The sequence below is a fragment of the Evansella sp. AB-P1 genome, assembly GCF_029688925.1.
Classification (GTDB): domain Bacteria; phylum Bacillota; class Bacilli; order Bacillales; family Salisediminibacteriaceae; genus Evansella.
The window spans coordinates 160,835-186,879 of sequence record NZ_JARUKY010000009.1; the positions used below are offsets into that span (position 1 = coordinate 160,835).

Sequence of the window (26,045 nt, forward strand, 5' to 3'; positions counted from 1 at the left end):
ATTTCCCTCCTTCTAGCCTTGATTAAAACTTCAGACCAGCTTCGCGGGCTGCATCTGCAAGCACTTGTACGCGACCATGATATAAATATCCACCACGATCAAATACTACTAATTCATGACCTTTTTCAAGGGCACGCTTTGCAACTAATTCGCCTACTTGGCGCGCTGCTTCCTTATTTCCGCCGTTTTCAAGTTTTAGTTCTTTATCTAAGCTTGAAGCACTAGCAACCGTAACGCCAGAAACGTCATCGATTAATTGTGCATATATTTGCTTATTAGAACGGAAAACGTTCAAACGAGGACGTTCAGCAGTACCAGTGATCGTACGACGAACATGTGCGTGTCTTTTCTTACGTACCGCGTTCTTTTTAGTCTTAGTGATCATTGAACGTCAGTCCTTTCTTTCCGTTATTTAGCTTTATTTACCTGTCTTACCTTCCTTACGTCTTACAAATTCACCTTCATAGCGAATTCCTTTACCTTTGTAAGGCTCAGGTTTTCTTACAGCGCGGATATTTGAAGCTAACGCTCCTACGCGTTCCTTATCGATACCTTTAACAGTAATCTTTGTATTTGCAGGAACGTCTATTTCAATACCTGCTTCAGGTGTAAATTCAACCTGATGAGATAGACCTACGTTTAAAACTAATTTATTACCAGACTTTGTTGCTCTGTATCCAACCCCTACTAATTCAAGGTTCTTCTCGTAACCCTTTGTAACACCTTCAACCATGTTATTGATTACGCTACGAGTAGTACCATGAAGAGCACGGTGAGTTTTATGATCTGAAGGACGTTCTACGAAAATTTGGTTCTCTTCATGCTTGATAATCATATCAGCATGAAGGTCACGCTTAAGTTCGCCTTTCGGTCCTTTAACTGTAATGTTATTTCCGTCAAGTTTAACTTCTACTCCTGATGGAATCTCAACTGGTTTTAAACCAACACGAGACATACCTTACACCTCCATTCTGTTCCATTCAACTTACCAAACGTAAGCTAATACTTCTCCTCCAACTTGTTGTTGGCGAGCTTCTTTATCCGTAAGAACTCCGTTAGATGAGGAAACTATTGCAATTCCTAATCCACCAAGTACGCGCGGCATTTGATCTGCTTTCGCGTAAACTCGAAGTCCTGGCTTACTAATTCTCTTAAGTCCAGTGATAACACGTTCGTTATTTGCACCATACTTAAGGAAAATACGAAGAATACCTTGTTTGTTATCTTCAATATATTCGAAATCGCGAATGAAACCTTCGCGCTTTAAAATGTCTGCTACTTCACGCTTAACTTTAGAAGCTGGAAGCTCTAAGCTATTGTGTCGTACAGTATTCGCATTGCGAATACGAGTCAGCATATCAGCAATTGGATCTGTCATGACCATCGTATTTACCTCCTTCCCTAAACGGAATTACCAGCTAGCTTTTTTGACGCCCGGAATTTGACCTTTATATGCAAGTTCTCGGAAGCAGATACGGCAAAGTTTGAACTTGCGAATTACACTATGTGGGCGACCGCAGCGTTCGCATCGAGTATAATCTTGCACTTGAAATTTTTTAGGCCTTTTATTTTTCGCAATCATCGACTTTTTAGCCAAGGTCTTCACTCCTCTCTTTTAGCACGTTGTTATTTTTGAAACGGCATGCCCATTTGAGTGAGAAGTTCACGTGCTTCTTCGTCTGTATTTGCAGTCGTAACGATGACGATGTCCATACCGCGAACTTTATCAACTTTGTCATACTCGATTTCTGGGAAAATTAATTGTTCTTTAACTCCCAATGTATAGTTACCTCGTCCGTCAAATGCTTTCTTTGAAATACCACGGAAATCACGTACACGTGGTAAAGAAACAGATACTAACTTGTCGAGGAATTGGTACATACGCTCTCCACGTAAAGTAACTTTAGCACCGATTGGCATTCCTTCACGTAGTTTGAATCCTGCGATTGACTTCTTTGCTTTTGTAATTAATGGCTTTTGACCAGCAATTACGCTTAATTCTTCAACCGCTTTATCTAAAACCTTAGAGTTTTGTACAGCGTCACCAACACCCATGTTGATAACGATCTTTTCAACTTTAGGTACTTCCATTACAGAAGAGTAATTGAACTTCCCTGTCATTGCAGGAACGATCTCACTATTATATCTCTCTTGAAGACGATTCATTGAGTAAACCTCCTTTCACCCACTGACAATTACTTATCTAAAACTTCGCCAGATTTTTTTGCAATTCTTACTTTTTTGCCATTCTCCACTTTATACCCAACTCGAGTAGGTTCTTTCGTTTTTGGGTCAATCGGCATCACGTTAGAGACATGAATTGGCGCTTCTTGATTAATGATTCCACCTTGTGGATTTGCTTGAGACGGTTTTGAATGCTTATGGATTAAGTTTACACCTTCTACAAGCACACGAGATTGACTTGGGTAAGCTTCTAAAATAGTACCTTCTTTACCTTTGTCTTTCCCTGAGATCACCTTTACAGTATCTCCTTTTTTTACATGTAATTTCGGTTGTGACATGAGGGCACCTCCTTAACACCTAAATTTCCGTTCATATATTATTAAAGTACTTCAGGAGCTAAAGATACGATCTTCATGAACTGATTATCACGTAGTTCACGTGCAACTGGTCCGAAGATACGTGTTCCACGCGGGCTCTTATCATCACGTACAATTACTGCAGCATTTTCATCAAATTTGATGTAAGAACCGTCAGGACGACGAGCTCCACTCTTTGTACGTACGATTACCGCGCGAACAACTTCACCCTTTTTGACAACGCCTCCAGGTGTTGCTTGCTTTACAGAACAGACGATAACGTCTCCAATGTTCGCGGTTTTGCGACCTGTTCCACCAAGCACTTTAATGCAAAGTACTTCACGGGCTCCTGAGTTGTCAGCTACTTTTAATCGACTTTCTTGTTGAATCATAGATTCTTTACCTCCCTTCAGGTAAGCAAACTTCTATTAAATAATTACCGCTTCTTCGACGACCTCTACAAGACGGAATCTTTTGTCCTTAGATAATGGACGAGTTTCCATAATGCGAACGATATCGTTTAGTTTAGCTGTGTTGTTCTCATCATGAGCTTTTAACTTTTTAGAGTATTTAACACGCTTTCCATAGAGCGGGTGCATTTTATACGTTTCTACAAGAACAGTAATCGTTTTGTCCATTTTATCTGAAACAACACGACCAGTATAGCTCTTGCGATTATTACGTTCTGTCACAGTGCAAACCTCCTCTCAGGATTATTCGTTAATAATTCCAAGTTCTCTTTCACGCAATACCGTTTTTGCACGAGCAATAGCTTTTTTCACTTCGCGAATACGGGCTGGATTATCTAACTGTCCAGTCGCAAGTTGAAAGCGAAGATTGAATAGCTCTTCTTTTAATGATTTTGATTTTTGTTCAATCTCGGCAGTGGTAAGGTTGCGAATCTCATTAGCTTTCATTTGCGTCACCACCCACTTCTTCGCGTTTTACAAATTTAGTTTTAATCGGTAGTTTATGAGAAGCTAGACGTAATGCCTCACGAGCTACTTCTTCAGAAACCCCAGCAATTTCAAACATAATTTTCCCCGGTTTTACAACCGCTACCCATCCTTCTGGAGCACCTTTACCGGAACCCATTCGAACTTCTAATGGTTTAGATGTATAAGGCTTATCTGGGAAAATTTTAATCCATACTTTACCTCCACGTTTCATATAACGTGTCATTGCAATACGTGCTGCTTCGATTTGTCTGTTTGTAATCCAAGAAGCCTCAAGCGCTTGTAAGCCGTAATCACCAAAAGTTACTTCTGCGCCACCTTTAGCGCGGCCACGCATTTTACCACGATGTTCGCGGCGGAATTTTACACGTTTAGGCATTAGCATGATTATTTTCCTCCTTCCTCTTGTTTCGTTCCTTTCGTTGGAAGGACTTCACCACGATATACCCACACTTTTACTCCAAGCTTCCCGTAAGTAGTATCTGCTTCTGCAGTACCATAATCGATGTCAGCTCTTAAAGTGTGTAGTGGTACTGTTCCTTCGCTGTATGATTCAGAACGAGCAATATCAGCTCCACCAAGACGACCAGATACTTGTGTTTTAATACCTTGAGCACCTGAACGCATTGTACGTTGAATAGCTTGCTTCATCGCACGGCGGAATGAAATACGATTTTCTAATTGACGAGCAATATTATCAGCAACTAAGCGTGCATCCATGTCTGGAGTTTTCACTTCGTTAATGTTGATGTGTACACGCTTGCCAGTTAATTGATTTAATGCTTTGCGTAATGCTTCAACTTCAGATCCACCTTTACCGATAACCATTCCTGGCTTAGCAGTGTAGATTGTAACGTTAACGCGGTTTGCTGCACGTTCAATTTCGATGGTGGATAAAGCAGCATCTTTTAAACGCTTCTCTAAGTATTCACGAACTTTAATGTCTTCGTGAAGTAGATCAGCATAGTCTTTGTCGGCATACCATTTTGACTCCCAGTCTTTAATAATACCGACACGAAGTCCGATTGGATTTACTTTTTGACCCACACTTATCCCTCCTTCTTCTCTGTTAGAACTACCGTAATATGGCTAGTTCGTTTGTTAATTCTACTTGCGCGTCCCATTGCACGAGGACGAAATCTTTTTAATGTAACACCTTCGTCTACATATACTTTACTGATAACTAAATTATCAGGTTCCATTTCATAGTTATGCTCTGCGTTCGCAATAGCTGAATTTAATAACTTTTCAACTACTGGAGATGCTTTTTTCGGAGTGAGGCGTAAGATGGAGATTGCTTCTCCAACACCTTTCCCACGAATTAAGTCAACCACTAGGCGAACTTTACGAGGAGCAATACGCACTTGTTTTACAACTGCTTTTGCTTCCATGGTAAGTACCTCCCCTCTTTATTAACGTCGAGTTTTCTTATCATCTGCTGCATGGCCTTTGTAGGTTCTTGTTGGAGCAAATTCACCAAGCTTGTGACCAACCATGTCTTCAGAAATGTATACCGGTACGTGTTTGCGACCGTCGTAAACGGCAATTGTATGACCGATGAATTCTGGGAAAATTGTAGAACGGCGAGACCATGTTTTAATAACTCGTTTATCGTCACCCATTGCTTCTACTTTTTTCATTAAATGATCATCGACAAAAGGTCCTTTTTTCAGGCTGCGACCCATAGTTGTACCTCCCTTCGCGACTGTTCTACGGTTCTTCTGATTGAGAACCGTAGCTCAATCCCGTTATTTTTTGCGACGACGTACAATATATTTATCCGTGTCTTTGTTTTTCTTACGTGTTTTGAATCCAAGAGTAGGTTTACCCCATGGAGACATTGGTGATTTACGTCCGATTGGCGCACGACCTTCACCACCACCGTGTGGGTGATCGTTAGGGTTCATAACAGAACCACGAACTGTAGGGCGCTTACCTAACCAACGAGAACGTCCAGCTTTACCGATGTTAACTAGTTCGTGCTCAACATTTCCAACTTGCCCAATAGAAGCGCGGCATGTAGAAAGGATGAGGCGAGTTTCACCAGAACGTAAACGTACTAATACGTAATCTCCTTCTTTACCTAAAAGCTGAGCTTCTGATCCTGCAGAACGAACTAATTGTCCGCCTTTACCAGGACGTAATTCGATATTATGAATGATAGTACCGACTGGAATATCTTTTAGTTGAAGTGCATTACCAACTTTAATATCCGCGTCTTTACCAGACATAATTTCCATACCAACTTTTAGATTTTTTGGAGCTAGGATATAACGTTTTTCTCCATCAACGTAGTTGATTAAAGCGATGTTAGCAGTACGGTTCGGATCATATTCGATCGTAGCAACGCGCCCTGGAATTCCATCTTTATCACGCTTAAAATCAATTACACGGTATTGGCGCTTATGTCCACCACCTTGATGACGTACAGTTAACTTACCTTGGTTGTTACGACCACCTTTTCTCTTTGATGGTTCTAAAAGAGATTTTTCTGGCTTATCAGTAGTGATTTCTTGGAAATCTAAAACAGACATACCACGGCGACCGTTTGTGGTTGGTTTATACTTTTTGATAGGCATTAGTTTTTCCTCCCTTCACTGTAAACTTATTAAACACCTTCAAAGAATTCTAATTCTTTGCTGTCCGGTGTGAGTTGTACAATGGCTTTCTTGCGCTTACTAGTGTAACCAGTGTAGCGTCCGAAACGCTTGAATTTACCTTTATAGTTCATCGTGTTTACTTTAGCAACTGTTACACCAAAGATTTCTTCAACAGCATCTTTGATTTCAGTTTTATTGGCACGAGGATCTACTTCAAACGTGTATTTTTGCTCAGCCATAAGATCTGTAGAACGTTCTGTAATGACGGGGCGCTTAATAACATCACGTGCATCTGCCATTATGCAAGCACCTCCTCTACCTTTTTCACAGCGTCTTGTGTAATAACTAAGTTGTCATAATTCACAACATCTAGTACATTTACACCTTCAGCAGTGATAAATTTTACACCAGGAATATTACGAGCAGATAGAGCAACAGAATCATTGTAGTCCGCTGTAACCACTAGTGTTTTTTTCTCCACTGAAAGTCCGTTAAGTAAACTTAACATATCCTTCGTTTTTGGAGAGTCTAAGTTCAATCCATCTAACACTTTGATTTCTTCTGCATTTACCTTAGAAGAAAGAGCAGATTTCAACGCTAAACGGCGTTGTTTTCTTGGTAATTTATATGCATAGCTACGAGGTGTTGGTCCAAATACTACACCACCACCAACCCATTGAGGTGATCGGATCGATCCTTGTCTCGCACGACCTGTTCCCTTTTGTCGCCACGGTTTACGTCCGCCACCGCGAACATCAGAACGACCTTTTACTGCGTGAGTTCCTTGTCGTTGGGATGCTTGTTGCATCACTATAGCGTCATATAGAACACTTTCATTAGGTGTGATTCCGAACACGCTGTCTGAAAGTTCAATATCGCCAACTTGTGAGCCAGTTTGATTGTACAAAGTAACTTTTGGCATCTGGGCTCCTCCTTTCTTTAACTAACTTATTGAGCTGCTTTTACTGCAGTTTTTACTGTAACGTAGCTCTTTTTAGCTCCTGGTACGTTCCCTTTAACTAACAGTATATTACGTTCTGTATCAACACGAACGATTTCTAAATTTTGGATAGTTACTTGCTCTCCGCCCATACGTCCAGGTAATAACTTCCCTTTACGTACGTGGTTTGGATCTACAGGACCCATTGAACCAGGACGACGGTGATAACGAGAACCGTGAGACATTGGTCCGCGAGATTGGTTATGACGCTTAATTGCACCTTGGAAACCTTTCCCTTTCGATTGACCAGTGACATCAACGATGTCTCCTACTGCAAATGTATCTACCTTGACTTCTTGACCAATTTCATATTCCGCTGCACTTACATCACGGAATTCTTTCACGAAGCGCTTAGGGGTTGTCTTCGCTTTCTCAGCATGCCCTTTTGCTGGTTTGTTTTGTAGACTTTCTTTCTTGTCTGCAAAACCAAGTTGAATCGATTCATAACCTTCTCCCTCTACTGTCTTCTTTTGAAGGACAATGTTTGGAGTGGCTTCGATAACTGTTACAGGAACAACTTCTCCATTTTCAGCAAAAATTTGAGTCATACCTAATTTTCTACCTAAGATTCCTTTGGCCATGAGTCACACCTCCTATTAATCATGTAATTTGATTTTGTTTGATTTATTATAGCTTTATTTCGATGTCGACGCCTGATGGCAGATCTAATCGCATTAACGCATCCACAGTTTGTGGAGTTGGGTTCAAAATGTCGATTAAACGCTTGTGAGTTCTCATTTCGAACTGTTCACGAGAGTCTTTGTACTTATGAACCGCACGTAGAATCGTATAAATAGATTTTTCTGTAGGTAGTGGAATCGGTCCAGCAACACTTGCTCCGGAACGCTTTGCTGTTTCCACAATTTTCTCTGCAGACTGATCTAAGATTCTGTGATCATATGCTTTTAAACGAATGCGAATCTTCTGTTTTGCCATTGTATTACCTCCTTTTTCGCCCATTTTTGGAAATAGACTTGCTCCGCGAAAATTTCCACACACTAGCCATGGCAAAGGGGCCTGGTGTGTCAGCAACCTTCCGCATCGTAGCCTGTCAGTGACCAACATTCAACATTATATATAAAATCTGTACTCAATGCAAGTAGTTTTATACATTTTTTTCGTTGTTTCACACTTTTTCTATTATACATGGGGGATTAGGTCATTTCAACCGCTAATAATACGGCTTTTATTGGAATTTGGTGATAACCATATCTAAGTTATGTGGAAGTTAGTTAAGGGAAAAAATTATCAGTACGCAGAGTAGTTCTAGAGGGGTGGCTATTTCTTCTATATATATTGACAAATATATTTTGGTCTAAACTAGGATTTTTAAAATGTTCTTTGCTGAAACTTGATATTTATAAAGGAAGTTTTAGGAGGATGCTATTGAAGATCATCTAAATCTAAAAGATATTTTCTATCTTTGGTTGTACCGGTATGTTTAAGTTTCAAGGATGATAAAATCTTTTGTGAAATAGACCTTGAGTAAACTAACAAAAATTCTCTTAACTGTTTATTCGATATTTCTTTACTATAAATGAGAACATAATCCCGTAAAGCTTTTAAGTGCGCATTCTTCGATTTATGATTACACTTTTTGCAAATCCATATTCCATTATATCTTATCATTCCAAACATAAAGCACGCATCGCATTGAATTCCCTTTATAATATCATTCGAAGCTATACTAAGTTTTGATAGATAGTCAGGGATATCAGGCTTATGTTGCTTCCATATCTGTTTAACCAGTTTTTTAATCTCTTTTTCTGCTATAGTTTCTACTGAAAAGTAGTTGTGATAATATTCAATTCGCGATAACAGGGCTTGAGATCTCATAATCCTTTCATCAATTTTTGCGCTTTGAAGAGATAATTCCAAAAGTACACTGGGGTTAGTAAAAACTACGATGGACCTTAGTGGCATTTGAGGCACTTTCATTTTATTCATCCACTTCTTTAATCTATTTTCCTGTAGTGTAACTTGTAGCAACGGATCTGAATATACTTTTTCTTTCCCGTTATAATGTTGGAGGATCTGTTTAAGTTCAGTGTCAAAAGTAATCTTTCCTGCTAAGTATTTCGAATCAATAATTAACATGAAAGATTTAGAAATAACTAATGCATCTATTTGAAAGAATCCATTTGTATCTTCCAATCTTATATTTTGAAGAATAAAAAATTCAGCTTTGTTTAAAAACTTCAAATAATAATCCAACACAACTTCTCCCTTGTATCCTGCTAATTCTCTATTTAATGTATCTTCTATTAACATTTTTTGAGGATGTGAGAGTGGGAGCCTTTCATTTACAGCCTCCAATTTTTGAATTTTTATTGGTTTTATTAATTGTTTAACTGTCATAAATTAATCACTCCTTATTCTATTGTGAATTTCCTTATTAGGGGCTTTTTTAAATTTAATGGGTACTATTTTTTAGAAAGATTGATGAGGCACTAAATTTAGTAGGAATAACGAAGAAAAAAATGCTGTTTTTCGAGTTAGAAGATAAGGAATTGCGCTGGTTCATGACTGAATTGCGCCAGTTCATCGTTCAATCGCGCCGACTTATGGCTGAATCGCGCCAACTCATCGTTTAATCGCGCCGACTCATGCCTGAATCGCGCCATGTCCATAACTTTGCCACATTTAATCGCAGTGCAGTGTAGTGTAGTGTAGAGCTGACCAACGGACAAAATCAAAAGACTTACTTTAAAATTGAAAAATGTCACTGTACTGCAATTATACCTAACTGCAGCCCACGTCCTGTGGGCAAAGGTTAAATCATCGAAGTCCTATCTCCTAGACACATTTCAAAGTAAAAAATTTTATATATTTTTATCTTTTAATAAAAACACCTTGGGACATATTGAGTCCCAAGGTGTCATACATATAATTAAGTGTTAAATTACTCTTGGATAGTTGCAACAACACCGGCACCAACAGTACGTCCACCTTCACGGATAGAGAACTTAGTACCTTCTTCAATCGCGATTGGCGCGATTAATTCTACTGTCATTTCAACGTTGTCACCAGGCATAACCATTTCTACTCCCTCAGGAAGTTGGCAAATACCAGTTACGTCAGTTGTACGGAAGTAGAACTGTGGGCGGTAGTTAGTGAAGAATGGAGTGTGACGTCCACCTTCTTCTTTAGAAAGAACATAAACTTCCGCTTTGAACTTAGTGTGTGGAGTGATTGTTCCTGGCTTAGCAAGAACTTGACCACGGCTGATTTCATCACGTGAAGTACCACGTAATAACGCACCAATGTTGTCCCCAGCTTCTGCATAGTCAAGAAGTTTACGGAACATCTCAACACCAGTTACAGTTGTTTTTCCTGGCTCTTCAGTAAGACCGATGATTGATACTTCATCACCAACGTTTAATTGTCCACGTTCAACACGTCCAGTAGCAACAGTACCACGACCAGTGATTGAGAATACGTCCTCAACTGGCATCATGAATGGCTTGTCTTTGTCACGTTCTGGAGTTGGGATGTAGCTATCTACAGCTTCCATTAGTTCAAAGATTTTTTCAGTATAAGCTTCGTCACCTTCAAGAGCTTTAAGAGCAGAACCAGCAATTACAGGAATGTCGTCTCCTGGGAAGTCGTACTCAGAAAGAAGGTCACGTACTTCCATTTCTACTAATTCTAATAGTTCTTCGTCGTCTACCATGTCAACTTTGTTTAAGAATACAACAATGTATGGTACACCTACTTGACGAGAAAGAAGGATGTGCTCACGAGTTTGTGGCATTGGGCCGTCAGCAGCAGATACTACTAAGATAGCTCCGTCCATTTGTGCAGCACCAGTGATCATGTTTTTAACATAGTCAGCATGTCCTGGGCAGTCTACGTGTGCATAGTGACGAGAATCAGTTTCGTACTCAACGTGTGCAGTTGAGATAGTGATTCCACGTTCTCTTTCTTCTGGAGCACCGTCAATTTGGTCATACGCCATAGCAGTACCTTTACCAGATTTCTTGTGTAATACAGTAGAGATTGCAGCAGTTAATGTAGTTTTACCATGGTCAACGTGTCCAATAGTACCAATGTTGGCATGTGTTTTGGAACGATCAAATTTTTCCTTACCCATGTTTAATTCCTCCTTGATTTGAGAAAGTTTTTTTGTTTTTTATTTTAGGAAGAAAGGCGATCTAACTCTCAGGCCTTTTCACCTTTCTTAGCTTACAATAAATTTTAACGATAGACAATATTTTCTATTATTGACCAGCGTTTTTCTTAATAATTTCTTCAGAAATACTCTTTGGAACTTCTTCATAGTGGTCAAAATGCATTGTATATTGTCCACGGCCTTGCGTGTTAGAACGAAGTGATGTAGCGTAACCAAACATTTCAGCTAGTGGCACCATCGCTTTAACAATTTGAGCATTACCACGAGCATCCATACCTTCTACACGTCCACGACGGGAAGTGATGTCACCCATGATGTCACCCATGTATTCTTCAGGAATAACAACTTCAACCTTCATAATTGGCTCTAGTAATACTGGATTACACTTATTTCTTGCTTCCTTTAATGCCATAGACGCTGCAATTTTAAACGCCATTTCATTAGAGTCAACATCGTGATAGGATCCATCAAATAATTTAGCTTTAACATCAATTAATGGGAATCCTGCTAGAAGACCGTTATCTAAAGAATCTTCTAAACCAGCTTTTACTGATCCGATATATTCACGAGGTACAACCCCACCAACTACAGCATCTTCGAATTCGAAGCCTGCTCCTTCTTCGTTTGGTGTGAATTCAACCCATACGTGACCATATTGCCCACGTCCACCAGATTGGCGAACGAATTTACCTTCACATTTCGCTGCTTGGCGAATTGTTTCACGGTAAGATACTTGAGGAGCACCTACATTAGCTTCTACTTTGAATTCACGCTTCATACGATCTACGATGATATCTAAGTGAAGTTCACCCATACCAGCGATGATTGTTTGACCCGTTTCTTCATCCGTGTGAGTACGGAAAGTAGGATCTTCTTCAGCTAGCTTAGCTAAAGCCATACCCATTTTATCTTGGTCAGCCTTAGATTTAGGCTCAACTGATAATGAGATAACTGGCTCAGGGAATTCCATTGATTCAAGAATAACAAGATTCTTTTCATCACAAAGCGTATCCCCTGTAGATGTTTCCTTTAAACCAACACCGGCAGCGATATCTCCAGCATATACAGTAGAAATCTCTTCACGGTGGTTTGCGTGCATTTGTAGGATACGTCCCATACGTTCACGCTTACCTTTTGTTGAGTTTACAACATATGAACCTGCGTTTACAGTTCCAGAGTAAACACGGAAGAATGTAAGCTTACCAACGAATGGATCCGTCATTACTTTAAATGCCAATGCAGAGAATGGCTCTTCGTCATTAGAATGACGAATAACTTCTTCTTCAGTATCTGGTAATGTACCTTTTATATCAGGAACATCTGTAGGTGCTGGTAAATAATCAATTACTGCATCTAGCATTAATTGAACACCTTTATTTTTGAAAGCAGAACCACAAATTACTGGGTAGAAGTCAACGTTTACAGTACCTTTACGGATTGCAGCTTTCAATTCTTCAACTGAAACCTCTTCACCTTCTAGATACTTCATCATTAAATCTTCATCTAATTCAGATACTGCTTCTACTAACTTGTCGTGGTACTCTTCAGCTTGTGCTTTATATTCCTCAGGAATTTCACGAGCATCTGTACGAGTTCCTAGGTCATCTTCATAGAAGTAAGCTTTCATTTCTACTAGATCGATAATACCTTCGAAATCATCCTCAGCACCAATTGGTAACTGAATCGCATGTGCATTTGCACCAAGACGATCGTGTAAAGTACCTAAAGAATAGATAAAGTCAGCACCGATTTTATCCATTTTATTTACAAATACTACTCGAGGAACTCCGTATGTTGTCGCTTGACGCCATACTGTTTCCGTTTGTGGCTCAACACCTGATTGCGCATCCAATACAGCAACTGCACCGTCTAATACACGTAATGAACGTTCTACCTCAACGGTAAAGTCAACGTGTCCCGGAGTATCGATAATGTTAACACGATGCTCCCTCCATTGAGCAGTAGTTGCTGCGGACGTGATTGTGATCCCACGTTCTTGTTCTTGCTCCATCCAGTCCATCTGTGAAGCACCTTCATGGGTTTCACCAATTTTATGAATACGCCCTGTGTAGAAAAGAACTCGTTCTGTTGTTGTTGTCTTACCAGCATCAATATGAGCCATGATACCAATATTACGAGTTTTTTCTAAGGAGAATTCTCTTGCCATTGGTTATTTCTCCTTCCTATGATAAGTGATATTTTATGTGTTGGGTATTTTACAGTCAAAGGAATATTTCCAAAGACTGTAACCCATTGTATCTTATCCAATGTTGTCTAGTGCAATATTGGTTAAATTAATTTTACCAACGATAGTGAGCAAATGCTTTGTTCGCTTCAGCCATACGGTGAGTATCCTCACGCTTTTTGACTGCTGCTCCAGTATTGTTAGCTGCATCTAAAATTTCATTAGCTAAACGTTCTTCCATTGTTTTTTCTCCGCGAAGTCGAGCATAGCTCACTAACCAACGAAGTCCTAAAGTCGTACGACGTTCAGGCTTAACTTCGATCGGCACTTGGTAGTTAGCACCACCAACACGACGAGCTTTAACTTCAAGAACTGGCATGATGTTTTTTAAAGCTTGTTCAAAAACTTCTTGTGGATCATTACCACTACGTTCTTGTACTAATTCAAATGCTCTATATAGAATCGTTTGTGCAACACCTCTTTTTCCATCAATCATGATGCGGTTGATCAAACGAGTTACAAGCTTAGAATTATAAATAGGATCAGGTAAAACATCTCTACGAGGTACAGGTCCTTTACGAGGCATCAAATTCCCTCCTTTCACGTAATTATAAAAATGATGATTAAATCATCTTCTTATTTATTATTTCTTTGGTCTCTTAGTACCGTATTTAGAACGACCTTGCATACGGTTTTCAACCCCAGCAGTATCTAGCGCTCCACGTACAATGTGATAGCGTACCCCTGGTAAGTCCTTTACTCGTCCACCACGAATCAATACTACACTGTGCTCTTGTAGGTTATGTCCAATACCAGGAATGTAAGCAGTAACCTCAATTCCGTTAGTTAGACGTACACGAGCATATTTACGAAGTGCTGAGTTCGGCTTCTTCGGTGTCATTGTACCTACACGAGTACACACACCACGCTTTTGCGGTGAGCTTAAATCTGTTTGCACCTTTTTAAAGCTGTTATATCCTTTATTTAAAGCTGGAGAATCAGACTTTTGTGTTTTTGATTCGCGCCCTTTACGCACTAATTGGTTAATTGTAGGCATGATATTCCTCCTTTCTATATTAACAATGTGTAAGTCCACTGGTCCAGGTGGTTCATAAATTTGTAAAAGGAAAGTTTTTGCCAACAGTTGACCTGGTGGCAAAAACTCTTTTTACTTTTTAATTGCTACAGTAGCTGCACTAACATCAATTCCGCAAGCTTTACCTAATTTCTTCATGGAGTCCACTTTTGTGCATGATACTCCGTGCTTTTCAGCTAAAGAAACAATTCTTTGTAAAACCTTTGGATCAGCATCTTCTGCAACGATGATTTCTTTAACCTGCTTATCTTCCAGTGCTTTAAGCGTCTGTTTAGTGCCTACGACTTTCTCATCTGCCTGCACTACTTTTTCATAAGACATATTTCCATCCTCCAAAGCAACAGGTATTTGGCACACTTAGATATGTTACCACCGCGAATGATCAGTGTCAATACCTTTTTAATCTTGTAATGTTGCTTCTTCTAAAATAACTTCATTGGTTTCTTCTTGCACTGGCTCTTCAGGCGCTATTTGACGGTATCTTTGCATTCCTGTACCTGCTGGAACGAGCTTACCGATAATAACATTTTCCTTCAGCCCAACTAGCTCATCTTTCTTACCTTTGATTGCTGCATCTGTTAGAACCCTTGTTGTTTCTTGGAAAGAAGCAGCTGATAAGAATGAATCTGTCTCAAGAGATGCTTTCGTAATACCTAATAAAACTGGTCTACCGGTTGCAGGAACGCCTCCGCGTAATAAAATATCACGATTTGCTTCAATGAATTGGTGCACCTCTATAAGAGATCCTGGTAATACTTCCGTATCCCCTGCATCAACTACACGGATTTTACGTAGCATTTGACGAACCATTACCTCAACGTGTTTGTCTCCAATTTCTACCCCTTGCATACGGTATACTTTCTGCACTTCACGTAAAAGATACTCTTGAACACCTTGAACACCTGAAACAATTAACAACTCTTTCGGGTCAATGGAACCTTCGGTTAATTCTTGACCAGGTTTAACATTTTCCCCAACCTCAACTTTAATTCTACTACCATATGGGGCAGCATAGCTTCTCGTCTCATTCTTCCCTTGAACAACAAGCTCTTTTTTCTCACTTACTTCTTTAATATCAGAAACTACACCTTCGATTTCTGAAATAACAGCTTGCCCTTTTGGATTACGGGCTTCGAATAACTCCTGAATACGAGGTAAACCTTGTGTAATATCATCACCTGCAACCCCACCAGTATGGAAGGTACGCATCGTTAACTGTGTACCAGGCTCACCGATGGACTGTGCTGCAATAATACCCACAGCTTCACCCACTTCTACTTCATCACCTGTGGCTAGGTTTCTACCGTAACAAGCTTTACATACACCATGCTTCGTATCACAAGTAAATGCAGAACGAATTACTACTTTTTCTATCCCTAAATCTTCAATGACTTTCGCCATCTCTTCATTAATTTGTTCATTAACGGAAACGAGAACTTCGTTTGTTTCCGGATGATAGATTGTTTGAAATGCTTCTCGACCAACAAGTCGATCATATAAAGGTTCAATTACTTCTGACCCTTCCTTAATAGCTTCTACTTCTAATCCTCGATCTGTTCCACAGTCATCTTCTCTTACAATAACATCTTGTGCCACATCAACTAAACGACGAGTTAAATAACCTGAGTCTGCTGTTTTTAAGGCTGTATCAGCAAGACCTTTACGAGCCCCGTGTGTAGAGATGAAGTACTCTAAAACTGTTAAACCTTCACGGAAACTAGATTTGATCGGTAACTCGATAATACGACCAGATGGATTTGCCATCAGACCACGCATACCTGCAAGCTGCGTAAAGTTAGATGCGTTACCACGGGCACCAGAGTCACTCATCATGAAGATTGGGTTTGTTCTATCAAGCGTTCCCATTAATTTTTCTTGGATGAGATCCTTCGCAGAACTCCATACTTCAATTACTTTATCATATCGTTCTTCTTCCGTAATTAACCCACGGCGGAATTGCTTTAGGATCCGTTCAACCTTCGTTTCAGCTTCTTCGAGAATTTCTTTTTTCTCTCGTAATACTACGATATCGGATACACCAACCGTAATACCAGCTTTTGTAGAATAATGGAACCCAAGGTCCTTCATTTTATCAAGCATAACTGACGTTTCAGAAACTTTAAACTTCTTAAATACTTCCGCAATAATGTCACCGAGGAAACCTTTTTTAAACGGTAGGACAATATCACGCTTATTAAATTCTTCTTTCACGTCTGTAGTCATTGGCACCATGTACTTATCAGGTGTAGCAACCTCTAAGTTTTCAATAGAAGGCTCATTCATATAAGGGAATGATTCAGGAAGAATTTCATTAAAGATAATTTTCCCAACAGATGTTAGTAGGAGCTTCCCTTGATGCTCTTCTTTAAAGTTTGTTTTATTAATGGACGAAACAGGTATAGCAATTCTCGTATGAAGATGTACATAGCCACACTGATATGCTGTCAATGCTTCGTTAGCGTCTTTATATACATTACCTTCTCCAATTGCACCTTTTCTTTCAAGTGTCAAGTAATAGTTTCCTAATACCATGTCTTGTGAAGGGGTAACAACTGGTTTACCATCTTTAGGGTTTAGGATATTTTGCGCTGCTAACATTAGTAAGCGAGATTCTGCTTGCGCTTCAGCTGACAATGGTACGTGAACAGCCATTTGGTCACCATCAAAGTCCGCATTGTATGCAGTACAAACGAGTGGATGAAGCTTAATAGCACGACCTTCAACTAATGTTGGTTCAAACGCCTGGATACCTAATCTGTGTAAAGTTGGTGCACGGTTTAAAAGTACTGGGTGTTCTCTGATTACTTCTTCAAGAACGTCCCAAACCTCTGGTTGAACACGTTCAACCTTACGTTTGGCACTTTTTATATTATGAGCTAAACCTCTGCTTACCAGTTCCTTCATAACGAATGGCTTGAATAGCTCTAAAGCCATTTCCTTAGGAAGTCCACATTGATACATTTGTAAATGTGGACCTACTACGATAACAGAACGACCTGAGTAGTCCACACGTTTTCCTAATAGGTTTTGACGGAAACGGCCTTGCTTCCCCTTTAACATATGTGAAAGAGATTTTAAAGGACGGTTACCTGGTCCTGTTACCGGACGTCCACGGCGACCATTATCAATTAATGCATCTACAGCTTCTTGTAGCATACGTTTTTCATTTTGAACAATGATATTCGGAGCTCCTAAATCTAATAATCGTTTTAAACGATTATTTCGATTAATCACTCGACGATATAAATCATTTAAATCTGACGTTGCGAAACGTCCACCATCTAGCTGTACCATTGGTCGTAACTCAGGTGGAATAACTGGCAATACGTCTAAAATCATCCACGCTGGGTTATTTCCTGAATGACGGAATGCTTCAAGCACTTCTAATCGTTTGATAGCTCTCGTACGACGTTGTCCTTGAGCAGTCAACAATTCTTCCTTCAGTATCCCTACTTCTTTTTGAAGATCAATATCTTGAAGAAGCTTACGGATAGCTTCTGCACCCATCTGTGCAGTGAAGGAACGTCCATATTTTTCACGGTATGCTCTATATTCTTTCTCCGATAAGAGTTGCTTAAGTTCTAACGGAGTTTCTCCTGTATCTGTAACTACGTAAGAAGCAAAGTAAATCACTTCTTCTAGCGATCTTGGAGACATGTCTAGTACAAGCCCCATTCGGCTTGGAATTCCTTTAAAATACCATATATGGGAGACAGGGGCAGCTAACTCAATGTGCCCCATGCGTTCACGACGAACTTTTGCTCGTGTTACTTCTACTCCACAGCGATCACAAACTACACCTTTGTAGCGTACTCGCTTATATTTTCCACAATGACATTCCCAATCTTTCGTTGGACCGAAGATTCTTTCACAGAACAAACCATCTTTTTCTGGTTTTAATGTACGATAATTAATCGTCTCAGGCTTTTTAACCTCTCCTCGTGACCAAGAACGAATTTTATCAGGTGATGCGAGGCCAATTTTCATATACTCAAAGTTATTTACATCTATCAAGGGGCTAACCTCCCTTTCAGCATTCTATCCCGTTAAACATTTGATTCCGAAGATTCAAGGTTTAAGTTTAATTTATCATTTCCTTGCTCTTCTTCATCGTCAAGCTCTAGCATTTCGATCTCCTCTTCATTACTGGAGAGCATCTTCACGTCCATCCCTAAACTTTGAAGCTCTTTAATAAGTACCTTAAAGGATTCTGGAACACCTGGTTCAGGAACGTTCTCACCTTTTACAATCGCTTCATACGTTTTCACACGACCAACAACATCGTCAGATTTTACGGTTAAGATCTCTTGTAACGTGTAAGCAGCACCGTATGCTTCTAATGCCCACACTTCCATTTCTCCAAAACGCTGTCCACCGAACTGAGCTTTACCTCCAAGAGGTTGCTGCGTTACAAGTGAATATGGCCCTGTAGAACGTGCGTGTAATTTATCGTCAACCATATGCGCCAATTTAATCATATACATGATCCCAACAGATACACGGTTATCGAATGGTTCACCCGTACGTCCATCATACAATACTGTTTTTCCGTCACGACTCATGCCAGCTTCTTCAAGTGTGCTCCAAACATCCTCTTCACGAGCACCATCAAATACAGGACTTGCCACGTGAATACCTAACTTTCTAGCTGCCATTCCTAAGTGAAGCTCTAGAACTTGACCGATATTCATACGAGATGGTACACCTAAAGGATTTAACATAATATCAATCGGGGTGCCATCTGGTAAATATGGCATATCTTCTTCAGGTAAAATTCGCGAGATAACACCTTTATTTCCGTGTCGTCCAGCCATTTTATCCCCTTCATGAATTTTTCTTTTTTGTACAATATAAACACGAACTAATTGGTTAACACCTGGTGGTAGTTCGTCTCCATCTTCGCGATTAAAGACTTTAACGTCTAATACGATTCCATCTCCACCATGAGGAGCTCGTAGGGATGTATCTCTAACTTCACGTGCCTTTTCCCCAAAAATAGCATGTAGTAAACGTTCCTCCGCCGTAAGCTCAGTAACACCCTTTGGCGTCACTTTCCCCACGAGAATGTCTCCATCCTTTACTTCAGCACCTACTCTAATAATTCCACGTTCATCTAGATTCTTTAATGCATCTTCTCCAACATTAGGAATATCACGAGTAATTTCTTCAGGACCAAGCTTCGTATCACGAGCTTCAGATTCATACTCTTCAATATGAACAGAAGTATATACATCATCCTTTACAAGGCGTTCACTTAAAATAATTGCATCCTCATAGTTGTAACCTTCCCAGGTCATAAAACCTACCATTACATTTCGACCAAGTGCCATTTCCCCAACTTCCATCGAAGGACCATCTGCAAGGATTTCACCTTTTGTAACAATGTCTCCTTCTCTAACGATAGGACGTTGGTTATAGCACGTTCCTTGGTTAGATCGTTCGAACTTTTGAAGGTTGTAGCGAACGACATCTCCTTCTACTTCTCGACCGTCAACTTCTTCTATTTGACGAATTTGAACGTATTTCGCACTTACTCGTTCTACACGTCCGTTTACTTTTGAAACAACTGCTGCACCAGAATCCTTGGCAGAAACATACTCCATTCCTGTTCCAACTAAAGGTGATTCTGGTTCAAGTAACGGCACTGCTTGTCGCTGCATGTTTGCTCCCATTAAAGCACGGTTCGAGTCATCATTTTCTAAGAATGGAATACAAGCTGTCGCTGCTGAAACCACTTGTTTTGGTGAAACATCCATATAGTCAACCCGATCTCGAGGGACGATGATGTTTTCTCCACGGAAACGACAAATAATGTTTTCATTAATGAAAGCACCATCATCATCTAACATAGCATTTGCTTGTGCTACAACGTAGTTATCTTCTTCATCGGCTGTTAAGTAGTCAATTTGACTACTAACTTTTCCAGTCTCATGATCAACCTTACGATATGGTGTTTCCATAAAGCCAAATTCATTTACCTTCGCAAAACTTGAGAGTGAGTTAATTAAACCAATGTTCGGTCCCTCTGGAGTTTCGATCGGACACATTCTACCATAGTGAGAATAGTGAACGTCTCGCACTTCAAAACCTGCACGTTCACGAGTTAAACCACCTGGACCTAGTGCTGATAAACGACGTTTATGAGTCAGCTCGGCTAATGGATTCGTTTGATCCATAAATTGAGACAGCTGTGATGATCCAAAGAACTCTTTTATTGATGCAATAACAGGTCGAATATTAATTAATGCCTGTGGTGTAATCACATTTGCATCCTGAATGGACATTCGTTCACGAACAACTCGTTCCATCCTAGATAATCCGATACGGAATTGATTTTGTAGTAATTCACCAACAGAACGTAAACGACGATTCCCTAAGTGATCAATATCATCTGTATTTCCTACTCCATGTAATAGATTAAAGAAATAATTAATAGATGCAATGATATCTGCCGGCGTAATATTTTTTACAGACTTTTGAATTGTCCCATTACCTAACACACGAATAGGTTGCTCTCCGTTACCAGATGGATCATGAATTAAGATAGATTGTAATTCTACTTCCTCTTCATCAACAACCCCACCATGTAATGTATAATGCTTAAACCCTACATTACTTTCTAGATAAGGAATAAGTCGATCTAGAAGACGTCGATCTATAACCGCACCTTCTTCAGCTAAAACTTCTCCAGTTTCTGGGTCTACTAGAGTTTCTGCTAATCGTTGATTAAATAAACGATCTTTAATATGAAGCTTTTTATTCATTTTGTAACGACCTACATTTGCTAAATCGTAACGTTTCGGATCAAAGAAACGTGACTCTAATAAACTCTTGGCATTATCTACTGTAGGTGGTTCCCCTGGACGTAAGCGTTCATAAATTTCTAGTAAAGCTTTCTCACTACTATCAGTGTTGTCTTTTTCAAGAGTGTTTCGAAGATATTCATCTTCTCCTAAAAGTTCAATGATCTCTTGATCAGCTCCAAATCCAAGAGCACGTAAAAGAACGGTTACTGGGATTTTTCGCGTACGATCAATACGTACATACACGATATCCTTTGCATCCGTTTCTAGCTCCAACCATGCACCACGGTTTGGAATGACGGTAGCAGTAAACCCTTTTTTACCGTTTTTATCCATCTTTTGGCTGTAGTACACACTCGGAGAACGAACGAGCTGAGATACAATTACACGTTCCGCACCATTGATTACGAACGTACCTGTATCCGTCATTAATGGGAAGTCTCCCATAAACACTTCCTGCTCCTTCACTTCTCCTGTCTCTTTATTAATGAGACGAACCTTCACTCGAAGAGGTGCAGAATATGTTACATCTCGTTCTTTCGATTCTTCCACTGAATATTTTGGTTCACCTAAGCTATAATCAATAAACTCAAGTACCAAATTACCAGTGAAATCTTCAATTGGAGAGATGTCTTGAAACATCTCACGAATACCCTCATCAAGAAACCATTGATAAGAAGCTGTTTGAATTTCAATTAAGTTTGGAAGATCCAGAACTTCACTGATTCGGGCATAGCTTCTTCTCTGGCGGTGGCGTCCATACTGAACTAGTTGACCTGTCAACTGCTTCACCCCTCAAAACTAGCGTTTTTATCATCAAAAGGACTACATATGAGCAATCCTTTGACAGACATTTTTTTAAAAAATATAGGCTCCATTTACTTTGTGTTGTTTTTGTTTCAATCAACACTTCTAAATCTACATTTCCCTTTAACATAGCCTAAATATAAAACTATTACAACTTTACAATGAATATAGGATTACTTAAAGTGATATCACTATAAAAGAAAGCTAGAACTCCCTTCCCTAATGAAAATAAAAAAAGGGCGTAAAAGCCTTCATCCATGAAAAGGCATATAAGACGTTAATAGTTTGTCCAAAATTACCCTTTTTATACACAATTCCTATATTTTAAGCATAATTGCCCTATTTTCACGTTTACATTCATACGCATTAAATAACATTAACACAACACAAATAAAGAGTCAACATTTTTTTCCTTTATAAATAAAATATCCCTTTGACTTTTGTACAACCTCTATATCTAAGCCTAAGTTTTCTAATTTTTCTTTCGTCGATAATGCCCCTTGCTTTTTTTGAATAACCACCCATAACTCCCCTTGTGGAGCTAAGCAATCTATCGCTTGTTCATATAATTGAAATACAACTTTTTTCCCAGCTCTAATCGGTGGATTCGTAAGTATGGATGCAAATTTATTATCCTGCTGTCCGTGAAGTAAGTCATTTTGTTGTATCTTTGTAATGGTTACATTATTTAATTTGGCATTTAATTTAGCTAAATCAACAGCTCGTTCATTTATATCGTACATATAAATCTTACGCTGAGGGAACTTTTTAGCCAACGTTATTCCAATAGGACCCCAGCCACAACCTACATCACCAATAGCTCCTTCTACATTCGGAAGTTCAAAGGACTCAATTAATAATCTAGTTCCAAAATCTAGTCCTGCTTTGGAGAACACGCCACGATCCACATAAAAATGAAAGGTTTCACCAGCAATTTCTTCAGTAATTTTCCTTCTATCACTTTCAACCATTGGCTTCTCATCATAATAATGTTTAGTCACAAACAACACCTACTCACTAATAAATCGATTCAGTTATTGACTGGGAAATATCATTTTTCCCTGACAATAGGACAGCTTTGACCATTCTACTTCAGTTGCAATAATCCATCATCTATTCTTTCTAACAAAACCTTAACAGCATTTCCACTTATACGCTGACTCATTCAAGTTTTCATAGATTTTTTATTTTCCCATTTCTCATTACGGCTTAAACCTAATATTTTAATTATAAGAAAAGCGCAAGGCGCCTCAATTTAACCTAAGAACACCCACGTCTTATGGGCAAAGGTTAAATCATCGACGTCCTGTCTCCTAGACAACTTTCAAAGTGAAAATTTTATACTTTCTTATCTTTCGTACAAAAAACTCGCTTTGTTCCCAAAGCGAGTTTTTCGGAGGTCATTGTCAGATTCTTACTTAACTTCTACAGATGCGCCTGCTTCTTCAAGCTTCGCTTTCATTTCTTCAGCTTCGTCTTTAGAAACTCCTTCTTTAACTGCAGCTGGAGCACCATCAACTAATGCTTTTGCATCTTTCAATCCTAAACCAGTGATTTCACGAACAACTTTAATAACGTTGATTTTAGATCCACCAGCAGATTCAAGCACTACATCAAATTCTGTTTTTTCTTCTACAGCTTCAGCAGCTCCGCCACCAGCTACAGCTACTGGAGCAGCAGCAGTTACACCAAACTCTTCCTCAATTGCCTTTACAAGGTCGTTTAATTCTAAAACAGTCATTTCTTTAACCGCATCAATAATTTGCTCTTTAGTCATTTTTATTTCCTCCTGTTATTGTTTAATTTATGCCGTTAGGCTACTTTTTCGATAGGGAATAATACAATTATGCCCCTTGTTCTTCTTTCTGATCTGCAACTGCTTTTGTTGCCAATGCAAGGTTGCGAACTGGAGCTTGTAAAACACTGAGAAGCATAGATAGTAACCCTTCGCGAGATGGAAGTTCAGCGATTGCCTTCACTTCATCAACAGAAACTACACGCCCTTCAATAACACCGGCTTTAATTTCTAATGCATCATGTTTTTTTGCAAAACCAGCAAGTACCTTCGCTGGAGCAATTACGTCTTCGTTACTAAATGCAATGGCTGTTGGTCCTACAAGATTTTCATTAAGGTCTGATAAACCTGCTTTTTCTGTAGCACGACGAGTCATTGTATTTTTGTAAACTTTAAAGTCAACACCAGCTTCACGAAGTTGCTTACGAAGTTCTGTCACCTCAGCAACATTTAACCCACGGTAGTCAACTACAATTGTTGATTGGCTCTCTTGTAATTTTGTTGTGATTTCTTCTACAACTTGTTTCTTCTTTTCAATCACTACGCTCATTCTGACACCTCCTATTAAATACTTTACATACCGTACGCATAAAAAAGGCCTCCATGCATAGACATGGAGGCAGCAATATTTAAACCTATTATAGCAAATAGGATCTATTACACTACGCACCTCGGTAGGAAATTAAGCAATGAATTGCACCTACTGTCTACGGTATGATCTTTATTAAATTCACCTTAGTTAGTATACAACTTAGATAAATTGAAGTCAACTATTCAATTAAATTTTAAAACCGGAAACATTTACCTTCATACCAGGACCCATTGTTGAAGCAATAGCTACATTACGCATATACGTCCCTTTAGAAGCTGCTGGCTTCACTTTTAATAGTGTTCCAACAATTGTTTCGAAGTTTTCAACAAGCTTGTCATCTTCAAAGGAAACTTTACCAATTGGAACATGGAGGTTTCCAGATTTATCAACGCGGTATTCAACTTTACCTGCTTTGATTTCGTTAACAGCTTTTTCAACATCGAATGTAACTGTTCCTGTTTTAGGATTTGGCATTAATCCTTTAGGACCTAACACACGACCTAGCTTACCAACTTGAGCCATCATATCAGGAGTAGCTACAACTACATCAAAGTCAAACCATCCTTGGTTTACTTTATTGATTAAGTCCTCTTCTCCAACAAAATCTGCTCCAGCTGCTTCTGCTTCCTTCGCTTTATCTCCCTTTGCAAAAACTAGCACACGTTGTGTTTTACCAGTTCCGTTTGGAAGAACTACTGCTCCACGAATTTGTTGATCTGCTTTTTTAGGATCTACACCTAAACGAGCAGCAAATTCTACAGTTTCATCAAATTTAGCTGTTGCTGTTTTCTTTACAAGTTCAACAGCTTCTTTAATATCATATACTTTTTCACGATCTACAAGTTTAATTGCATCCGTGTACTTTTTACCTTTCTTAGCCATGTTCTTTCCTCCTCATTGTGGTTTTAGCGGTTAGACCTCCCACTAATAAAGGTTGCGAACCCAACCTACAGGTAGGACCAATGTCCTTTTTTCGCAACCTTCAACGTACTCATGGGTTAATTAGTCTTCAATTACGATTCCCATGCTACGGGCAGTACCTTCAACCATACGCATCGCTGCTTCTACATCAGCTGCGTTTAGGTCTGGCATTTTTGTTTCCGCAATTTCGCGTACTTTATCACGCTTCAGTGTAGCAACCTTTTTTACGTTAGGTTCACCTGATGCTGTTTCAATTCCAGCTGCTTTCTTTAAAAGAACTGCTGCAGGTGGAGTTTTAGTGATAAATGTAAATGAACGGTCTTCAAATACCGTGATCTCTACTGGAATGATTAAGCCCGCTTGTTCTTGAGTACGAGCATTAAATTCTTTACAGAATCCCATAATGTTTACACCAGCTTGACCTAATGCAGGTCCAACAGGCGGTGCTGGATTAGCTTTACCAGCAGGAATTTGTAATTTTACTACTTTAATGACCTTTTTAGCCACGCGACACACCTCCTTAAGTCCGTGATGTGGTAAACCGAACCGTTGCACAACATCAACTATCGAAGGCAACATGTTCTCCCACTCATATACCTGCTTTAATTGCAGGAAAAA

General features: G+C 39.4%; 31 protein-coding genes and 1 other annotated feature. All 31 genes read right to left on the reverse strand.

What is annotated here, in order from left to right:
• Positions 1–22 precede the first annotated feature (22 nt).
• Positions 23–385 carry a 50S ribosomal protein L18 gene (rplR, locus tag QA612_RS11440; RefSeq protein WP_278283943.1) on the reverse strand — a complete coding sequence of 121 codons (363 nt, stop codon included), beginning with the start codon at positions 383–385 and terminating at the stop codon, positions 23–25.
• Positions 386–418: 33 nt separating this feature from the next.
• The gene (rplF, locus tag QA612_RS11445; RefSeq protein ID WP_278283944.1) at positions 419–955 is read right to left on the reverse strand and encodes a 50S ribosomal protein L6; all 537 of its coding nucleotides are present in this window, start codon (positions 953–955) and stop codon (positions 419–421) included.
• A 30-nt stretch (positions 956–985) separates the two neighbouring features.
• Entirely contained in the window at positions 986–1,384 is a 399-nt protein-coding gene (rpsH, locus tag QA612_RS11450) for a 30S ribosomal protein S8 (protein ID WP_278283945.1), read from the reverse strand.
• Between the two features lie 27 nt (positions 1,385–1,411).
• Entirely contained in the window at positions 1,412–1,597 is a 186-nt protein-coding gene (locus tag QA612_RS11455) for a type Z 30S ribosomal protein S14 (protein WP_278283946.1), read from the reverse strand.
• A 29-nt stretch (positions 1,598–1,626) separates the two neighbouring features.
• Positions 1,627–2,166, reverse strand: coding sequence for a 50S ribosomal protein L5 (gene rplE / locus QA612_RS11460; protein ID WP_278283947.1), 540 nt, complete (start codon positions 2,164–2,166; stop codon positions 1,627–1,629).
• 29 nt (positions 2,167–2,195) lie between these two features.
• Positions 2,196–2,522 carry a 50S ribosomal protein L24 gene (gene rplX / locus QA612_RS11465; protein ID WP_278283948.1) on the reverse strand — a complete coding sequence of 109 codons (327 nt, stop codon included), beginning with the start codon at positions 2,520–2,522 and terminating at the stop codon, positions 2,196–2,198.
• 41 nt (positions 2,523–2,563) lie between these two features.
• The gene (gene rplN / locus QA612_RS11470; protein WP_278283949.1) at positions 2,564–2,932 is read right to left on the reverse strand and encodes a 50S ribosomal protein L14; all 369 of its coding nucleotides are present in this window, start codon (positions 2,930–2,932) and stop codon (positions 2,564–2,566) included.
• Positions 2,933–2,968: 36 nt separating this feature from the next.
• On the reverse strand, positions 2,969–3,232 hold the full coding sequence (gene rpsQ, locus QA612_RS11475) for a 30S ribosomal protein S17 (protein ID WP_278283950.1): 264 nt from the start codon (positions 3,230–3,232) through the stop codon (positions 2,969–2,971).
• Positions 3,233–3,253: 21 nt separating this feature from the next.
• On the reverse strand, positions 3,254–3,457 hold the full coding sequence (gene rpmC / locus QA612_RS11480; RefSeq protein ID WP_013486763.1) for a 50S ribosomal protein L29: 204 nt from the start codon (positions 3,455–3,457) through the stop codon (positions 3,254–3,256).
• Positions 3,447–3,881 carry a 50S ribosomal protein L16 gene (rplP, locus tag QA612_RS11485; RefSeq protein WP_278283951.1) on the reverse strand — a complete coding sequence of 145 codons (435 nt, stop codon included), beginning with the start codon at positions 3,879–3,881 and terminating at the stop codon, positions 3,447–3,449. Before rplP ends, rpmC begins: the two co-directional genes overlap by 11 nt.
• Positions 3,882–3,883: 2 nt before the next feature.
• Positions 3,884–4,543, reverse strand: a complete 660-nt coding sequence (rpsC, locus tag QA612_RS11490; RefSeq protein ID WP_278283952.1) for a 30S ribosomal protein S3 — start codon at positions 4,541–4,543, stop codon at positions 3,884–3,886.
• A 2-nt stretch (positions 4,544–4,545) separates the two neighbouring features.
• Positions 4,546–4,887: a 50S ribosomal protein L22 gene (gene rplV, locus QA612_RS11495; RefSeq protein WP_278283953.1), complete on the reverse strand. Its 342-nt coding sequence runs from the start codon at positions 4,885–4,887 to the stop codon at positions 4,546–4,548.
• A 21-nt stretch (positions 4,888–4,908) separates the two neighbouring features.
• The gene (rpsS, locus tag QA612_RS11500; RefSeq protein WP_278283954.1) at positions 4,909–5,181 is read right to left on the reverse strand and encodes a 30S ribosomal protein S19; all 273 of its coding nucleotides are present in this window, start codon (positions 5,179–5,181) and stop codon (positions 4,909–4,911) included.
• A 63-nt stretch (positions 5,182–5,244) separates the two neighbouring features.
• Entirely contained in the window at positions 5,245–6,075 is an 831-nt protein-coding gene (gene rplB / locus QA612_RS11505; RefSeq protein WP_278283955.1) for a 50S ribosomal protein L2, read from the reverse strand.
• A 29-nt stretch (positions 6,076–6,104) separates the two neighbouring features.
• Positions 6,105–6,395: a 50S ribosomal protein L23 gene (gene rplW, locus QA612_RS11510; protein ID WP_278283956.1), complete on the reverse strand. Its 291-nt coding sequence runs from the start codon at positions 6,393–6,395 to the stop codon at positions 6,105–6,107.
• Positions 6,395–7,018 (reverse strand): 50S ribosomal protein L4, encoded by a 624-nt coding sequence (gene rplD, locus QA612_RS11515; protein WP_278283958.1) that lies wholly within the window; start codon positions 7,016–7,018, stop codon positions 6,395–6,397. The genes rplW and rplD overlap by 1 nt, the downstream gene beginning before the upstream one ends.
• A 26-nt stretch (positions 7,019–7,044) precedes the next feature.
• Entirely contained in the window at positions 7,045–7,677 is a 633-nt protein-coding gene (gene rplC / locus QA612_RS11520; protein ID WP_278283959.1) for a 50S ribosomal protein L3, read from the reverse strand.
• Between the two features lie 46 nt (positions 7,678–7,723).
• Entirely contained in the window at positions 7,724–8,032 is a 309-nt protein-coding gene (gene rpsJ / locus QA612_RS11525; RefSeq protein WP_278283960.1) for a 30S ribosomal protein S10, read from the reverse strand.
• A 447-nt stretch (positions 8,033–8,479) separates the two neighbouring features.
• Positions 8,480–9,454 (reverse strand): nuclease-related domain-containing protein, encoded by a 975-nt coding sequence (locus tag QA612_RS11530; protein ID WP_278283961.1) that lies wholly within the window; start codon positions 9,452–9,454, stop codon positions 8,480–8,482.
• A 544-nt stretch (positions 9,455–9,998) separates the two neighbouring features.
• On the reverse strand, positions 9,999–11,189 hold the full coding sequence (gene tuf / locus QA612_RS11535; protein WP_278283962.1) for an elongation factor Tu: 1,191 nt from the start codon (positions 11,187–11,189) through the stop codon (positions 9,999–10,001).
• Between the two features lie 127 nt (positions 11,190–11,316).
• Positions 11,317–13,395, reverse strand: coding sequence for an elongation factor G (gene fusA / locus QA612_RS11540; RefSeq protein ID WP_278283963.1), 2,079 nt, complete (start codon positions 13,393–13,395; stop codon positions 11,317–11,319).
• A 133-nt stretch (positions 13,396–13,528) separates the two neighbouring features.
• Complete coding sequence (gene rpsG / locus QA612_RS11545) at positions 13,529–13,999, reverse strand: 30S ribosomal protein S7 (protein ID WP_278283964.1); 471 nt, start codon at positions 13,997–13,999, stop codon at positions 13,529–13,531.
• A gap of 57 nt (positions 14,000–14,056) precedes the next feature.
• Positions 14,057–14,470 (reverse strand): 30S ribosomal protein S12, encoded by a 414-nt coding sequence (gene rpsL / locus QA612_RS11550; protein WP_013486745.1) that lies wholly within the window; start codon positions 14,468–14,470, stop codon positions 14,057–14,059.
• A gap of 111 nt (positions 14,471–14,581) precedes the next feature.
• Positions 14,582–14,830: a 50S ribosomal protein L7ae-like protein gene (locus QA612_RS11555; protein ID WP_278283965.1), complete on the reverse strand. Its 249-nt coding sequence runs from the start codon at positions 14,828–14,830 to the stop codon at positions 14,582–14,584.
• Positions 14,831–14,908: 78 nt separating this feature from the next.
• Positions 14,909–18,523, reverse strand: a complete 3,615-nt coding sequence (rpoC, locus tag QA612_RS11560; RefSeq protein WP_278283966.1) for a DNA-directed RNA polymerase subunit beta' — start codon at positions 18,521–18,523, stop codon at positions 14,909–14,911.
• 32 nt (positions 18,524–18,555) lie between these two features.
• The gene (rpoB, locus tag QA612_RS11565; protein WP_278283967.1) at positions 18,556–22,095 is read right to left on the reverse strand and encodes a DNA-directed RNA polymerase subunit beta; all 3,540 of its coding nucleotides are present in this window, start codon (positions 22,093–22,095) and stop codon (positions 18,556–18,558) included.
• 422 nt (positions 22,096–22,517) lie between these two features.
• Complete coding sequence (locus QA612_RS11570; RefSeq protein WP_278283968.1) at positions 22,518–23,120, reverse strand: class I SAM-dependent methyltransferase; 603 nt, start codon at positions 23,118–23,120, stop codon at positions 22,518–22,520.
• A gap of 413 nt (positions 23,121–23,533) precedes the next feature.
• On the reverse strand, positions 23,534–23,896 hold the full coding sequence (gene rplL / locus QA612_RS11575) for a 50S ribosomal protein L7/L12 (protein ID WP_278283969.1): 363 nt from the start codon (positions 23,894–23,896) through the stop codon (positions 23,534–23,536).
• A gap of 67 nt (positions 23,897–23,963) precedes the next feature.
• On the reverse strand, positions 23,964–24,464 hold the full coding sequence (gene rplJ, locus QA612_RS11580; protein ID WP_278283970.1) for a 50S ribosomal protein L10: 501 nt from the start codon (positions 24,462–24,464) through the stop codon (positions 23,964–23,966).
• Between the two features lie 32 nt (positions 24,465–24,496).
• Positions 24,497–24,645, reverse strand: a sequence feature (ribosomal protein L10 leader region).
• A 47-nt stretch (positions 24,646–24,692) separates the two neighbouring features.
• On the reverse strand, positions 24,693–25,388 hold the full coding sequence (rplA, locus tag QA612_RS11585; protein ID WP_278283971.1) for a 50S ribosomal protein L1: 696 nt from the start codon (positions 25,386–25,388) through the stop codon (positions 24,693–24,695).
• Positions 25,389–25,508: 120 nt separating this feature from the next.
• Positions 25,509–25,934 (reverse strand): 50S ribosomal protein L11, encoded by a 426-nt coding sequence (rplK, locus tag QA612_RS11590; protein WP_278283972.1) that lies wholly within the window; start codon positions 25,932–25,934, stop codon positions 25,509–25,511.
• Positions 25,935–26,045: the final 111 nt, after the last annotated feature.

Bases quoted from the DNA above. Each gene is read 5' to 3' on its own strand.
- rplX (WP_278283948.1), bottom strand. From the start codon at position 2,522: ATGTCACAACCGAAATTACATGTAAAAAAAGGAGATACTGTAAAGGTG.
- rpsH (WP_278283945.1), bottom strand. From the start codon at position 1,384: ATGGTCATGACAGATCCAATTGCTGATATGCTGACTCGTATTCGCAAT.
- rplD (WP_278283958.1), bottom strand. From the start codon at position 7,018: ATGCCAAAAGTTACTTTGTACAATCAAACTGGCTCACAAGTTGGCGAT.
- QA612_RS11530 (WP_278283961.1), bottom strand. From the start codon at position 9,454: ATGACAGTTAAACAATTAATAAAACCAATAAAAATTCAAAAATTGGAG.
- rplP (WP_278283951.1), bottom strand. From the start codon at position 3,881: ATGCTAATGCCTAAACGTGTAAAATTCCGCCGCGAACATCGTGGTAAA.
- rplL (WP_278283969.1), bottom strand. From the start codon at position 23,896: ATGACTAAAGAGCAAATTATTGATGCGGTTAAAGAAATGACTGTTTTA.
- rpmC (WP_013486763.1), bottom strand. From the start codon at position 3,457: ATGAAAGCTAATGAGATTCGCAACCTTACCACTGCCGAGATTGAACAA.
- rplW (WP_278283956.1), bottom strand. From the start codon at position 6,395: ATGGCAGATGCACGTGATGTTATTAAGCGCCCCGTCATTACAGAACGT.
- rplC (WP_278283959.1), bottom strand. From the start codon at position 7,677: ATGGCCAAAGGAATCTTAGGTAGAAAATTAGGTATGACTCAAATTTTT.
- rplB (WP_278283955.1), bottom strand. From the start codon at position 6,075: ATGCCTATCAAAAAGTATAAACCAACCACAAACGGTCGCCGTGGTATG.
- rplJ (WP_278283970.1), bottom strand. From the start codon at position 24,464: ATGAGCGTAGTGATTGAAAAGAAGAAACAAGTTGTAGAAGAAATCACA.
- rplR (WP_278283943.1), bottom strand. From the start codon at position 385: ATGATCACTAAGACTAAAAAGAACGCGGTACGTAAGAAAAGACACGCA.
- rpsJ (WP_278283960.1), bottom strand. From the start codon at position 8,032: ATGGCAAAACAGAAGATTCGCATTCGTTTAAAAGCATATGATCACAGA.
- QA612_RS11555 (WP_278283965.1), bottom strand. From the start codon at position 14,830: ATGTCTTATGAAAAAGTAGTGCAGGCAGATGAGAAAGTCGTAGGCACT.
- rplV (WP_278283953.1), bottom strand. From the start codon at position 4,887: ATGGAAGCAAAAGCAGTTGTAAAACAAGTGCGTATTGCTCCTCGTAAA.
- rpsG (WP_278283964.1), bottom strand. From the start codon at position 13,999: ATGCCTCGTAAAGGACCTGTACCTCGTAGAGATGTTTTACCTGATCCT.
- rplF (WP_278283944.1), bottom strand. From the start codon at position 955: ATGTCTCGTGTTGGTTTAAAACCAGTTGAGATTCCATCAGGAGTAGAA.
- tuf (WP_278283962.1), bottom strand. From the start codon at position 11,189: ATGGGTAAGGAAAAATTTGATCGTTCCAAAACACATGCCAACATTGGT.
- rpsL (WP_013486745.1), bottom strand. From the start codon at position 14,470: ATGCCTACAATTAACCAATTAGTGCGTAAAGGGCGCGAATCAAAAACA.
- rplN (WP_278283949.1), bottom strand. From the start codon at position 2,932: ATGATTCAACAAGAAAGTCGATTAAAAGTAGCTGACAACTCAGGAGCC.
- rplE (WP_278283947.1), bottom strand. From the start codon at position 2,166: ATGAATCGTCTTCAAGAGAGATATAATAGTGAGATCGTTCCTGCAATG.
- rpsS (WP_278283954.1), bottom strand. From the start codon at position 5,181: ATGGGTCGCAGCCTGAAAAAAGGACCTTTTGTCGATGATCATTTAATG.
- rplA (WP_278283971.1), bottom strand. From the start codon at position 25,388: ATGGCTAAGAAAGGTAAAAAGTACACGGATGCAATTAAACTTGTAGAT.
- fusA (WP_278283963.1), bottom strand. From the start codon at position 13,395: ATGGCAAGAGAATTCTCCTTAGAAAAAACTCGTAATATTGGTATCATG.